This is a genomic window from Janthinobacterium sp. CG3, from assembly GCF_000344615.1.
Lineage (GTDB): Bacteria > Pseudomonadota > Gammaproteobacteria > Burkholderiales > Burkholderiaceae_D > Janthinobacterium.
In genome coordinates this window covers 3,996,403-4,009,321 of record NZ_KB467824.1, presented here as the reverse complement: position 1 = coordinate 4,009,321, position 12,919 = coordinate 3,996,403, and the positions used below count along the sequence as shown (strand labels likewise).

Sequence of the window (12,919 nt, the reverse complement as noted above, 5' to 3'; positions counted from 1 at the left end):
CCCCGCGGGGAGAGCGCGGCGCGGCGTCAGAACAGCTCGTTCTTGACGGCGTCCTTGACTTTCTCCTCGGCCGGCGTGCCGCGCGCCGCGCCCTCCAGGCTGTGCACGCCCGTGCCCGGCGGATTCTCCGCGTAATAATAGTCGTCGCCGGACTGTACCAGCCCCTCCGGCACCGCCCTTTCCTCGACCGGAATGCCCTTCAGCGCCTTTTGCATATAGCTCATCCAGATTGGCAAGGCCAGGCCGCCGCCGGTTTCGCGGTTGCCCAGGTTCTTCGGCTTGTCGTAGCCGATCCAGGCGATGCCCACCAGCTTCGCCTGGTAGCCGGCGAACCAGGCGTCGATCGAGTCGTTGGTGGTGCCGGTCTTGCCCGACAGGTCGGGCCGCTTCAGCGCCATCGCCTTGGCGGCGGTGCCGTAGCGCACCACGTCGTTCATCATGCTGTTCATCAGGAAGGCGTTGCGTTCGTCGATGACGCGGTTGGCCGCGACCCCGGCCAGGTCGGGATTGGCCTGCGACAGCACCTTGCCGTCGCTGTCGGTGACCTTGGCGATCAGGTAGGGGCTAACCTTGTAGCCGCCGTTGGCGAACACCGCGTAGGCGCCGGCCATCTGCAGCGGCGTGACCGCGCCGGCGCCCAGCGCCAGGGTCAGGTAGGGCGGGTTCTTGTCGGCGTCGAAGCCGAAGCGGGTCGCGTATTCCTGGCCGTACTTGGCGCCGATCTTCTGCAGGATGCGGATCGAGACCATGTTTTTCGACTTGGTCAGGCCGCGCCGCATCGTCATCGGCCCCTCGTACTTGCTGTCGTAGTTCTTCGGCTCCCAGGCCTGGCCGCCGGTCTGCCCGGCGTCGAAGGAGATCGGCGCGTCGTTGATGATGGTCGACGGCGACAGGCCGCGCTCGAGCGAGGCCGAGTAGATGAAGGGTTTGAAGGCTGAGCCCGGCTGGCGCCAGGCTTGCGTGACGTGGTTGAACTTGTTGCGGTTGTAGTCGAAGCCGCCGACCATCGCGCGGATCGCGCCGTCGCTGGTGCTGGCCGAGACGAAGGCCGATTCGACCTCCGGCATCTGCGTCACGCTCCAGCCGCTGTCCTCGCGCATGACGCGGATCACGGCGCCGCGGCGGATGCGCCGGTTCGGCGCCGCCTTGTCCGACAGCCAGGCCGCGCCGAAGGCCAGGCCCGGGCCGCTGATGGCGATTTCCTCGCCGGCGGCGCTGACGGCGACGATTTTCTGCGGCGACGCCTGCAGCACCATCGCCGCGACGATGTCGTCGCTGTCCGGGTGGTCGGCCAGCTCGGTTTCGATGGCGTTGTCGGCCTCCTCCTTGGTCGACGGGATGTCGATGTAGGCTTCCGGGCCGCGGTAGCCGTGGCGCTTCTCGTAGTCCATCACGCCGCGCCGCAGCGCCAGGTAGGCGGCGTCCTGGTCGGCCTTGGTGATGGTGGTAAACACGTTCAGGCCGCGCGTGTAGGTGTCTTCCTTGAACTGCTCGTAGACCAGTTGGCGCGCCATTTCGGCGACGTACTCGGCGTGCACGCCGAACTCGCTGCTGTCGGTCTTGATCTTCAACTGCTCGGCCTTGGCGTCGGCGAACTGGGCGTCGCTGATGTAGCCGAGCAGGTGCATGCGCTGCAGGATGTATTGCTGGCGGGTGCGCGCGCGCTTCGGGTTGACCACCGGGTTGTAGGCCGACGGCGCCTTCGGCAGGCCGGCCAGCATGGCCGCCTCGGCCACGCTGATGTCCTTGAGGTTCTTGCCGAAGTAGATTTGCGCGGCCGACGAGAAGCCGTAGGCGCGCTGGCCCAGGTAGATCTGGTTCATATACACCTCGAGGATCTGGTCCTTGCTGAGGTTTTGTTCGATCTTCCAGGCCAGCAAAACCTCGTAGGTCTTGCGCTTGAGCGTTTGCTCGCTCGACAGGAAGAAGTTGCGCGCCACCTGCTGGGTGATGGTCGAGGCGCCCTGTTTCGCCCCGCCGGTCAGGTTGTGCAGCGCGGCGCGGGTGATGCCCAGGTAGTCGACGCCGCCGTGTTCGTAGAAGCGGTCGTCCTCGATCGCCAGCACGGCCTTTTTCATCACGTCGGGGATGTCCTTGACGCGCACCAGCGTGCGGCGCTCCTCGCCGAATTCGCCGATCAGCACGTTGTCGGAGGAGAAGATGCGCAGCGGCATCTTCGGCCGGTAGTCGGTCAGGGTGTCGAGCGCCGGCAGGTTCGGGTAGGCCATGGCCAGGCCGAACACCACCAGCAGCATGGCCACCAGGCCCAGGCCCAGCACGCAGGCCAGCGACAACAGGAGGAAGCGGCGGGGTTGGCCGGCGGCGGGCCGGGGCGCGGGCGCGCCGGCGGTTTTGGAGGAGGACATGCGGGTGGAGTCTTTCGCTGTAGTTATGCGAGTCAATTATAAGCGAGGCGGCTCGCGCGCGGCGCGTCAAGCGGGCGCCCCCGCTGGCCAAGCCGGCAACTATCGTGGTGTGCTTGACCACACCCCCTCCGGCCGAGTGTGGCGGATACCACGACGCTTCGAATCATGCGCAGCAGAAATACCTTTAAATACCTTTACACACACCAAGCCTTATTGCTAGGATTTAAAGTACTGTCTGATGTGTGCCGTTTAAACGCTGGTCTACAAACGAGTTTCCCCTTATGCCAACAGTTCTAATGTGTGCCCCGAAACACAATAGTAGTGGCGCGGGCCAGCCGGCGGCGCGCCGCGGCGGGGGACGGCCTTGATCGACCTGAGCGCCCTGTTCGGCCGCGCCAGCCAGCCGCTGCTGGGGATCGACATCAGCACCTCCGGGGTGCGCCTGGTCGAACTGGCCCTGGTCGGCAAGCAGGAGCTGCGCCTGGAGCGCTACGCCGCCGAGCCGCTGCCGCGCGGCGCCGTGGTCGACGGTAACATCGAAAACATCGAGCAAGTCTCCGAGGCGCTGCGCCGGCTCTGGAAGAAGAGCGGCGCGCGCGCCCGCCTGGTCGCGCTGGGCATGCCGCCGGCGTCGGTGATCACCAAGAAAATCATCCTGCCGGCCGGCCTCTCCGAGGACCAGCTGGAAGTCCAGGTCGAGTCCGAGGCCAGCCAGTACATCCCGTTCGCGCTCGACGAGGTCAGCCTCGACTTCGACGTGCTCGGGCCGGCCCTGAACTCGCCCGACGACATCGAGGTGATGCTGGCGGCGTCGCGCCGCGAGAAGGTCGAGGACCGCGTCGCCGTGGCCGAGTCGGCCGGCCTGAAGGCGGTGGTGATGGACATCGAGTCGTACGCCGCGCGCGCCGCGCTCGAACGCGTCACGGCGCTGACGCCCAAGGCCACGCTCGACCAGGTCATCGCGCTGTTCCAGATCGGCGCCCAGGTCACCCACATTTCCGTGCTGCAGGACGGCGTCACCATTTACGAGCGCGAGCAGCCCTTCGGCGGCAACCAGCTGACCCAGGACATCGTGCGCGCCTTCGGCATGTCGTTCGAGGAGGCCGAGGGGCGCAAGAAGTCCGGCGAGCTGCCGGAGAACTACCAGCGCGACGTGCTCGCGCCCTTCCTCGAGAGCGCCGCGCTGGAGGTGACGCGGGCGATCCAGTTTTTCTTCACGTCGACGCCCTACACCCGGGTCGACCAGTTGTTCCTGGCCGGCGGCTGCGCCCAGCTGCCCGGCCTGCTCGAACTGGTTGCCGGGCGCACCAAGATGGCCGCCGCCGTGTTCTCGCCGTTCCAGGGCATGCAACTGGCGCCGGGCGTGCGCGAGGCGCAGTTGCATAGCGACGCGCCGGCCTACCTGGTGGCCTGCGGCCTGGCCTTGCGGAGGTTCGGCTGATGATACGCATCAACCTGCTGCCGCACCGCGAGGAAAAACGCCAGCAAAGGAAGGCCGCCTTCCTGGCCCTGCTGGGGCTGTGCGCCGTCGCCGGCGCCGCGGTGGTGCTGGCGGTGGGCGGCTACAACGCGCGCCGCCTGTCGATCCAGGACGAGCGCAACGGCGCCATCAAGGCGGCGATCGTCGAACTCGACGGCAAGATCGTCGAAATCGCCACCCTCAAGCAGGAGATCGAGGCGCTCAAGGCGCGCCAGCAGGCGGTCGAGGATTTGCAGGGCGACCGCAACCAGCCGGTGTTCCTGCTCGACGAGCTGGTCAGGCAAACCCCGGACGGGGTCTACCTGCGCGCCTTCAAGCAGGAAGGCCAGCGCGTCAACATGAACGGTTACGCCCAGTCGCAGGAGCGGGTCTCGGAATTCCTGCGCAACCTGGCCGGCAACTCGCCGTGGCTGGAGCGCCCAGAACTGGTCGAAGTGCGTTCCACCGGCCTGGGCCAGGGACGCAGCGCCAAGAAGGTGGTCGAATTCACGCTGGTGGTCGGCATCAAGCGCCCGCGCGACAAGGACCAGCCCAAGCAAGACAAGAGCGGCGCGGCGGCGCCCGCCGCGGCGCCGAAGCAATGACAGCGGAGCGATCGATATGGCTAACCTGACACACTTGGCGCAGTCGCTGGCGGCGCAGTTCCGCGGCCTGAACCAGCTCCACCCCGGCCAGTGGCCGCTGGCGCCGCGCGTGCTGTGCGGCTGCGGCGCGGCGGCGGCGGTGATCGCGCTCGGCTATTTCGGCTACTGGAGCGGCCAGTTCGAGCAGCAGGAGGCCGGCGCGCTGCGCGAGCAGGGCTTGCGCGACGAATACAAGGGCAAGATGGCGCTGGCGATCAACCTGGAGGCGCTGCGGGCGCAGAAGGCGCAGGTCGACCAGTACGTCGAGCGCTTGCAAAAGCAGTTGCCGAGCAAGGCCGAGATGGCCGCGCTGCTGTCCGACATCAACCAGGCCGGGCTGGGCCGCGGCCTGCAGTTCGAGCTGTTCCGGCCGGGCCAGGTGGTGGTCAAGGATTATTACGCCGAGCTGCCGATCGACATCAAGGTCAGCGGCAACTACCACGACCTCGGCGCCTTCGCCGGCGACATGGCCAACCTGCCGCGCATCGTCACGCTCAACAACATGGCCCTGGTCGCGGCCAAGGACGGCAGCCTGACGCTGGAAGCGGTCGCCAAGACCTTCCGCTACCTCGACCCGGACGAGGTGCTGGCCCAGCGCAAGGCGCTGGCCGACAAGAAAAGCAAGGCCAAGAAATGAGCGCGCCGCGCAACGCCGCGGCCGCCGCCGCGCTGCTGCTGGCGCTGGCCGGCTGCGGCGACAGCGACGTGCAGGAGGTGCGGCTATGGATGGCCGAGGTGAAGGCGCAGGCGCGCGTCGCCGTGCCGCCGCTGAGCGAACCGAAGACTTTCATCCCCTTCGCCTACGGCGCCAAGGAGGCGGTCGACCCGTTCAGCCCGAACAAGCTGCTGGCCGAGCTGGCCCGCGCGGCCAAGTCCAGCTCGGGCTTCAAGCCGGACCTGGAGCGCCGCAAGGAATTGCTGGAAAGTTACCCGCTCGACACGATCAAGATGGTGGGGACGCTGCAAAAGGCGGGCGTGGTGTACGCGCTGCTGCAAATCGACCGGTCGGTGTACCAGGTCCGCAGCGGCCAGCACGTCGGCCAGAATTTCGGCCTCATCACCGGCGTCACCGAGGAGGCGATCTCGATCAAGGAGATCGTTCAGGATGCGGGCGGCGACTGGGTCGAGCGCATGGCCAAGTTGGAGTTGCAGGACAGCAAGGAGACAAAATAATGAGCGCATTCCCATTCATGGCGCGCGGCGCGCGGCTGGCGGCGGCGCTGGCGCCGCTGGCGCTGGCGCTGCTGCTGCCGGCCGGCGCCGCGCGCGCGCAGCCGGCGCCGGCGCAGGACAACGTCATCGAGGCGATCAGCGCCAACCAGCAGGGCTCGAACGTGATCGTCAAGGTCAGCATGCAGCGCGCGCCGGCCGGCATGCCGATCGGCTTTTCGATCACCAACCCGGCCCGCATCGCGCTCGACTTCGGCGCCACCGTCAACGGCACCGGCAAGAGCGTGCTCGACATGAACGTCGGCGATTTGCGCAGCGTCAACGTGGTGCAGGCCGGCCAGCGCTCGCGCCTGGTGCTCAACCTCAAGCGCGCGCTGAACTACGCCACGGCGATCGACGGCAACGCCGTCATCGTCACCATCGAAGGCTCGGGCGGCGTCGCCACCGCCGTCAACGCCGCCGGCCTGCCGGCCGCCGCCGCGCCGGCGCCGGCCGGGCGCCAGTTGCTGCGCGACATGGACTTTCGCCGCGGCGCCAACGGCGAGGGCCGCATCGTCGTCGACCTGCCGCACAGCCAGGTGGCCGTCGACGTGCGCCAGCAGGGCGCCGGCGTGGTCGTCGACTTCCTCAAGACCGGCCTGCCCGAGACGCTGCGGCGGCGCCTCGACGTGGCCGACTTCGGCACGCCGGTGACGCGCGTGACCACCGTGCCGCAGGGCGAGAACGTGCGCATGACGATCGAGGCCAAGGGGCTGTGGGAGCAGACCGTCTACCAGAGCGACACGCAACTGGTGATCGACGTCAAGCCGATCAAGGAGGAGCCGAACAAACTGACCCAGGGCAGCCAGGGCTACCGCGGCGAAAAGCTGTCGTTCAACTTCCAGAACGTCGAGGTGCGCGCGGCGCTGCAGGCGATCGCCGACATCTCCGGCCTGAACATCATCACCAGCGACAGCGTGACGGGCAACCTGACCTTGCGCCTGCGCGAGGTGCCGTGGGACCAGGCGCTCGACGTGGTGCTGCAGGCCAAGGGCCTGGACATGCGCAAGAACGGCAGCGTGCTGTGGATCGCGCCGAGGGAGGAGTTGCTGACGAAGGAGAAGCTGGAACTCGAGCAGCGCGCCCAGATCGCCGAGCTCGAGCCGCTGCGCTCCGAGATCTTCCAACTGAACTACCAGAAGGCCGACGCCTTCCGCACCGTGTTCGGCCTCGACGTCGGCGGCGACGGCAAGAACCGCGTGCTGTCCAAGCGCGGCAGCGCCATCATCGAGCCGCGCACCAACCAGTTGTTCGTCACCGACGTCGCCGCCAAGCTCGACGACATCCGCAAGCTGATCCAGAAGACCGACGTCGCCAGCAAGCAGGTGCTGATCGAGGCGCGCATCGTCGAGGCCAACGACTCGTTCAGCCGCAACCTCGGCGCCAAGCTCGGCTTCGCCGACATGCGCACCATCCGCGGCGGCGACGCCGGCTACCAGGTCGGCAACGGCAACACCCGCGTCGCCATCGGCGGCAACATCGCCGGCGTGGGCGAGGTCACCGGCCAGCTCGGCGAGACCGGCTCGTCCTACAACAACAGCCAGTTCGTCAACCTGCCGGCCGCCAGCATCAACGGCATCGCCCCCGGGAACCTGGCGGTGAGCCTGTTCTCGGCGGCCGCCAACCGCTTCCTGAACCTGGAGCTGTCGGCGCTCGAGGCCGACGGCAAGGGCAAGATCATTTCCAGCCCGCGGGTAGTCACCGCCGACAAGGTGATCGCCCTGATCGAGCAGGGCATCGAGCTGCCCTACCAGGTCGCCACCAGCAGCGGCGCCACGTCGATCACCTTCAAGAAGGCCAACCTGCGCCTCGAGGTGACGCCGCAGATCACGCCCGACGGCAACGTGGTGCTGGAAGTGGACGTCAACAAGGACAGCGTCGGCCAGGAAACCCGGGCCGGTTTCGCCATCGACACCAAGCACGTGAAGACCCAGGTGATGGTCGAGAACGGCGGCACCGTGGTGCTGGGCGGCATCTACCAGCAGTCCGAGCGTTCGTCGGAGTCGAAGGTGCCGCTGCTGGGCGACATCCCGGTACTGGGCTACCTGTTCCGCACCACCGGCCGCACCAACGACAAGACCGAGCTGCTGGTGTTCATCACGCCGAAAATCGTCGCCGACCGGCTCTCGACGCGTTAATAAAAAGTAAGACATCAACGAATTTTATGCTGGATAACAAGGGTGGACCTATGAACATACCGCGCAATTCGAGCAAACCATTTTCCGCCTGGCTGGCGCTGGCGGCCTGCGCCGCGCTGCTGGCGGCCTGCGGCGGCGGCGGCGGCAACCCCGGCGCGGTGCCGGGCACCACGCCGCCGGGCGCCGCCTCGAAGGTCGCCAGCGTGGTCCTGGTTGGCAGCGCCGAGTCGATACTCGCCTCCGGCGAAACCGGCACCGAGGTGGTGTTGACGGCCATCGTCAAGGACGCCAACAACACCGCGCTGAAGGACGAAACCGTGGCCTTTTCGGCCGACTCGGGCACCGTCAGCAGCGACAACCTGGTCAGCGACGCGACCGGCGCCGTCACCGCCAAGCTGAGCACGAAGGGCAACACGGCGGAGCGCAACATCACCGTCACGGCCAGCGTCGGCGGCGTCAAGTCGACCGCGCTGGTGGTCAAGGTGGTGAAGGCGACGACGACCTCGATCGCCTCGATCCAGTTGACCGCCAACAGCGTCACGCTGGCGTCGGCCGGCACCGCCGAGGTCAGCATCGTGGCCCTGGTCAAGGACGCCGCCAATTCGGTGGTGCCGAACGCGCTGGTTAATTTCGCCGCCGATTCGGGCGCGCTCAGCCAGCCGGTCGCCACCACCAACGCCTTGGGCCAGGCCAGCGTCAAGCTGGGCACCAGCGCCGATCCGACCCTGCGCGCGATCACCGTCACCGCCACCGTCGGCGGCAAGACCATGAGTACGGTGGTCAACGTGGTCGGCACCAAGCTGTCGATCGCCGCCAACAACACGCTCAACCTGGGCGCCAGCGCCGAGCTGACGGTGAAACTGGTCGACTCGGCCGGCGCGGCGCTGGCGAACAAGGCGGTTACTTTCAGCGCCGCCAGCAACCCTGTCACGGTCAAGGGTGGCGGCGCCGCCGTCACCGACGCCAGCGGCCAGCTGGTGCTGGTGTATCAGGCCAACGTCAATCCGGCCGGCAGCGCCGACACCGTGACGGTGAAATCGACGGGCGACACGGCCTCGACGACCATGACGATCAACGCCTCGAACTTCAACGTCAAAGTGGTCAACGCCGGCGGCGCGACCCAGAGCCAGGCCTTGATCAACACCTGCCAGCGCGTGGCCATCCACAACGACACGGCCGGCGTGGCGCAAACGGGCAACGTCGGCCTGGGCACGTCGCGCGGCAACGTCTACAGCGACAGCGCCTGTACCTTGGAACTGGCGGCGCCGCTGACCTTCAGCGCCGGCGACGCGACCGGCTATGTCAAGGCCACCAGTCCCGGCCTGGCCAGCCTGACCGCGACGGCCGCCGGCGTGTCGGTGCAGGGCACCGTCGAGTTCGTCGCGCCGCTGGTCGCCAGCGCCAACGTCACCGGCCAGGCCGATCCGGCCCTGGTCGGCCCCAACCTGCCCGGCAGCAGCACCCAGCAAAGCACGGTGCGCGCCATCGTGCGCGACGGCACCGCCGCCAACAACCTGGTGAAGAACGCCTGGATCAGTTTCTCGATCCAAAAAGACGGCAGCGGCGGCGCGCTCAGCTCGCCTTCGCGGGTGCAAACCGGCAGCGACGGCGCCGCCAGCGTCAATTTCATCCCGGGCGCCAGCACCACGGCCGTCAACGGCGTCGTGGTGCGGGCCAAGATCGACGACCCGGCGGTGCCGGCGGCGGTGGCCCTGGCCGACATCCAGCTGACGGTGGCCAAGAGCGCGCTGTTCATTAGCGCCGGCACCGGCAACTCGGTCGGCACGCCCAGCTCGACCACCTACAGCAAGGAGTACGTGGTGTTCGTCACCGACGGCGGCGGCGGCCCGGCGGCCAACGTCGACATCACGGTTTCCGTGCGTCCGCGCAACTATTACAAGGGCATCATGCTGTTCCCCGGCCTCGAAGGCCCGTGGACGGCGCAAGTGAGCGCCAGCTGCGCCAACGAGGACGTCAACAGCAACGGCATTCTCGACGCCGGGGAGGATTTCAACACCAACGGCTTCCTCGACCCGGGCATTCCGGTGCAGGTGACGTCGAGCGCCAAGACCGACGCCAACGGCATGGCCATCGTCACGTTCACCTACGCGCGCGACCGGGCCTTCTGGCTCGACATCGATTTCACGGTGCGCGGCAAGGTTTCCGGGACGGAGTCGACGTATGTCGGTTACACTTTGCTGCGCGGCCTGAACAGCGACTACGCCATTAAGACGATCAGCCCGCCGGGCGTGGTCAGCCCATACGGACGGGCATCGGCCTGTAACGATAAAAATTAAACTATTGCCGCAATGCAAAATCTGTATTTAGTAGGGCTGATGGGGGCCGGAAAAACCACCATCGGCCGCATCCTTGCCCGCAAGCTGGGCAAGCGCTTTGTTGATTCCGACCACGAAATCGAGGCCCGCACCGGCGCCTCGATTCCGTGGATTTTTGAAATCGAGGGCGAGCAAAGCTTCCGGCGGCGCGAGGCGGAGGTGATCCGCGACTTGACCATGCAGCAAGGCATCGTCATGGCCACCGGCGGCGGCGCCGTGCTCGACGCCGACAGCCGCGCCTATCTGAAGCAGCGCGGCACCGTCATCTACCTGCGCGCCAACGTCAACAGCATCATGACGCGCACCAGCCACGACAAGAGCCGGCCGTTGCTGCAAACAGCCGATCCGCGCAAGCGCATCGAGGAGCTGGCCGTGCAGCGCGAGCCCTTGTATATGGAGGTGGCCGACGTCGTCATCGACACCGGCCGACCTAACGTACAATCGATGGTCCAAACAATTCTGATGCAGCTGGCCAGCCTCGAATGCGAGAACTCGCCCAACTGCGTCACCCAAGCAGAGCCTTCGATGAACGAGCAATCCAATATCCTTTTAAGCGTCGACCTCGACGAGCGCAGCTACCCGATCGTCATCGGCCCCGACCTGCTGGCCGACGCCGATTTGCTGCTGCGCCACGTCAGCGGCGGCAAAGTGGCCATCGTCACCAACACCACGGTGGCGCCGCTGTACCTGGCGCGCCTGGAGCGGGCGCTGGCCGCCGGCGGCAAGGAGGTGTTCAGCATCGTCCTGCCGGACGGCGAGGAGCACAAGAACTGGTCCAGCCTGATGACCATTTTCGACACCCTGCTGGCGCGCAAGTGCGACCGCAAGACCACCCTGGTGGCGCTGGGCGGCGGCGTCATCGGCGACCTGACCGGTTACGCCGCCGCCAGCTACATGCGCGGCGTCGGTTTCGTGCAGATCCCCACCACCTTGCTGGCCCAGGTCGATTCCTCGGTCGGCGGCAAGACCGGCATCAACCATCCGCTGGGCAAGAACATGATCGGCGCCTTCTACCAGCCCAACGTCGTCATCGCCGACACGACGACGCTGGAAACGCTGCCGGCGCGCCAGTTGTCGGCCGGCCTGGCCGAGGTGATCAAGCACGGCGCCATCATCGACGCCGCCTTCTTCGACTGGATCGAGGCCAACATCGGCAAGCTGATGGCGCGCGACAAGGGCGCGCTGGCCTACGCCATCGCCCGCTCGTGCGAGATCAAGGCCGACGTGGTGCGCCAGGACGAGCGCGAGGGCGGCCTGCGGGCGATCCTCAATTTCGGCCACACCTTCGGCCACGCGATCGAGGCCGGCATGGGTTACGGCAACTGGCTGCACGGCGAGGCCGTCGGCTGCGGCATGGTGATGGCGGCCGAGCTGTCGCGGCGCGTCGGCCACGTCGACGCCGCCACGGTGGCGCGCGTGCGCGCGCTGGTGGCCGCCGCCGGCCTGCCGGTGACGGCGCCCGACCTGGGCACCGAACGCTGGCTCGAACTGATGGAAGTGGACAAGAAAAACGAGGGCGGGGAGATCAAGTTCATCCTGCTCAAGCCGCTTGGCAGCCCGAGCATCGGCAACGCCCCGCGCGAGCACGTGCTGGCCACGCTGGCCGCCTGCGTCGGCTAGCCGGCCATGCTGGAAGACGCCTTGCTCGCCCCTTACGCGGCCCATTCGGCGCAGGGTAGGGGGCGGCGGGTGGCCGAGGCGCCGGCCGCTTCGCGCAGCCAGTTCCAGCGCGACCGCGACCGCATCATCCACTCGTCGGCCTTCCGCCGGCTCGAATACAAGACCCAGGTTTTCCTCAACCACGAAGGCGACCTGTTCCGCACCCGCCTGACGCACAGCCTGGAGGTGGCGCAGATCGGCCGCTCGCTGGCGCGCAGCCTGCGCCTGAACGAGGACCTGGTCGAGGCGGTCGCGCTGGCGCACGACCTCGGCCACACCCCCTTCGGCCACGTCGGCCAGGACGTCCTCAACGACTGCATGAAGGGCCACGGCGGCTTCGAGCACAATCTGCAGAGCTTGCGCGTGGTCGACGAGCTGGAGCAGCATTACGGCGCCTTCGACGGCTTGAACCTGATGTTCGAGACGCGCGAGGGCATCCTCAAGCATTGTTCGCTGGCCAACGCGCAACAATTGGGGCCGCTGGGCCAGCGCTTCATCGACCGCACCCAGCCCTCTTTGGAGGCGCAACTGACCAACCTGGCCGACGAAATCGCCTACAACAACCATGACATCGACGACGGCCTGCGCTCCGGCCTGATCACAATGGCGCAGATGGAGCAGGTGGCGCTGTTCGGGCGCCACCGCCGCGCGGTCGAGGCCGAGTTCCCCGGTCTGCCGGGCCGGCGCGCGGTGTATGAAACGCTGCGCCGCATCATCAGCGCGCTGGCGGCCGACCTGATCGCCACGTCGTCGCAGCTGATCGCCGCGGCCGCGCCCCGGCACATCGACGAGGTGCGCGCGGCGCCGCCGCTGATCCGCTTTTCCGCGCCGATGCGGGCCGAGGCAAGCGAGTTGAAACGCTTCCTGTACGCCAACCTGTACCGCCATTACCAGGTCAACCGGATGCGCGTGAAGGCCAGCCGCATCGTGCGCGAGCTGTTCGAGGCCTTCCAGGCCGAGCCGGTGCTGCTGCCGCCCGACTACCTGGCGCCGGCGGACGCGCCGGGCAAGCAGGCGCGCCAGATCGCCGACTATATCGCCGGCATGACCGACCGCTACGCCATCCGCGAGCACCGGCGCCTGTTTTCAATCGACGAGCTGTAGGCTT

At 67.4% G+C, this 12,919-nt stretch carries 9 protein-coding genes; 8 read left to right on the top strand and 1 reads right to left on the bottom strand.

Features of this window, described 5'->3' with window-relative positions; all coding sequences use genetic code 11:
• Positions 1-26 precede the first annotated feature (26 nt).
• Positions 27-2,366, bottom strand: coding sequence for a penicillin-binding protein 1A (locus JANGC3_RS0117665; protein WP_017877823.1), 2,340 nt, complete (start codon positions 2,364-2,366; stop codon positions 27-29).
• A 364-nt stretch (positions 2,367-2,730) separates the two neighbouring features.
• On the opposite strand from JANGC3_RS0117665, the gene JANGC3_RS0117660 reads away from it, so the two are divergent.
• From JANGC3_RS0117660 to JANGC3_RS0117625, 8 genes are read left to right on the top strand one after another with little or no spacing between them, the layout of a single operon-like run.
• Positions 2,731-3,807, top strand: a complete 1,077-nt coding sequence (locus JANGC3_RS0117660) for a pilus assembly protein PilM (protein ID WP_017877822.1) — start codon at positions 2,731-2,733, stop codon at positions 3,805-3,807.
• Positions 3,807-4,430, top strand: coding sequence for a PilN domain-containing protein (locus JANGC3_RS0117655; RefSeq protein WP_017877821.1), 624 nt, complete (start codon positions 3,807-3,809; stop codon positions 4,428-4,430). The genes JANGC3_RS0117660 and JANGC3_RS0117655 overlap by 1 nt, the downstream gene beginning before the upstream one ends.
• Before the next feature lie 16 nt (positions 4,431-4,446).
• Complete coding sequence (locus JANGC3_RS0117650) at positions 4,447-5,106, top strand: type 4a pilus biogenesis protein PilO (protein WP_026133129.1); 660 nt, start codon at positions 4,447-4,449, stop codon at positions 5,104-5,106.
• Positions 5,103-5,642: a pilus assembly protein PilP gene (locus JANGC3_RS0117645; protein ID WP_017877819.1), complete on the top strand. Its 540-nt coding sequence runs from the start codon at positions 5,103-5,105 to the stop codon at positions 5,640-5,642. Before JANGC3_RS0117650 ends, JANGC3_RS0117645 begins: the two co-directional genes overlap by 4 nt.
• Positions 5,642-7,816 carry a type IV pilus secretin PilQ family protein gene (pilQ, locus tag JANGC3_RS0117640; protein ID WP_026133128.1) on the top strand — a complete coding sequence of 725 codons (2,175 nt, stop codon included), beginning with the start codon at positions 5,642-5,644 and terminating at the stop codon, positions 7,814-7,816. Before JANGC3_RS0117645 ends, pilQ begins: the two co-directional genes overlap by 1 nt.
• 50 nt (positions 7,817-7,866) lie before the next feature.
• Entirely contained in the window at positions 7,867-10,113 is a 2,247-nt protein-coding gene (locus JANGC3_RS0117635) for a beta strand repeat-containing protein (protein WP_017877817.1), read from the top strand.
• Between the two features lie 39 nt (positions 10,114-10,152).
• Positions 10,153-11,772: a bifunctional shikimate kinase/3-dehydroquinate synthase AroKB gene (aroKB, locus tag JANGC3_RS0117630; RefSeq protein WP_017877816.1), complete on the top strand. Its 1,620-nt coding sequence runs from the start codon at positions 10,153-10,155 to the stop codon at positions 11,770-11,772.
• Positions 11,773-11,778: 6 nt separating this feature from the next.
• Complete coding sequence (locus tag JANGC3_RS0117625) at positions 11,779-12,915, top strand: deoxyguanosinetriphosphate triphosphohydrolase (RefSeq protein WP_026133127.1); 1,137 nt, start codon at positions 11,779-11,781, stop codon at positions 12,913-12,915.
• The last annotated feature ends 4 nt before the right edge of the window (positions 12,916-12,919 follow it).

Coding starts and splice junctions, on each gene's coding strand:
- JANGC3_RS0117665 (WP_017877823.1), bottom strand. CDS start 2,366: ATGTCCTCCTCCAAAACCGCCGGCGCGCCCGCGCCCCGGCCCGCCGCC.
- JANGC3_RS0117655 (WP_017877821.1), top strand. CDS start 3,807: ATGATACGCATCAACCTGCTGCCGCACCGCGAGGAAAAACGCCAGCAA.
- JANGC3_RS0117650 (WP_026133129.1), top strand. CDS start 4,447: ATGGCTAACCTGACACACTTGGCGCAGTCGCTGGCGGCGCAGTTCCGC.
- JANGC3_RS0117645 (WP_017877819.1), top strand. CDS start 5,103: ATGAGCGCGCCGCGCAACGCCGCGGCCGCCGCCGCGCTGCTGCTGGCG.
- pilQ (WP_026133128.1), top strand. CDS start 5,642: ATGAGCGCATTCCCATTCATGGCGCGCGGCGCGCGGCTGGCGGCGGCG.
- JANGC3_RS0117635 (WP_017877817.1), top strand. CDS start 7,867: ATGAACATACCGCGCAATTCGAGCAAACCATTTTCCGCCTGGCTGGCG.
- aroKB (WP_017877816.1), top strand. CDS start 10,153: ATGGGGGCCGGAAAAACCACCATCGGCCGCATCCTTGCCCGCAAGCTG.
- JANGC3_RS0117625 (WP_026133127.1), top strand. CDS start 11,779: ATGCTGGAAGACGCCTTGCTCGCCCCTTACGCGGCCCATTCGGCGCAG.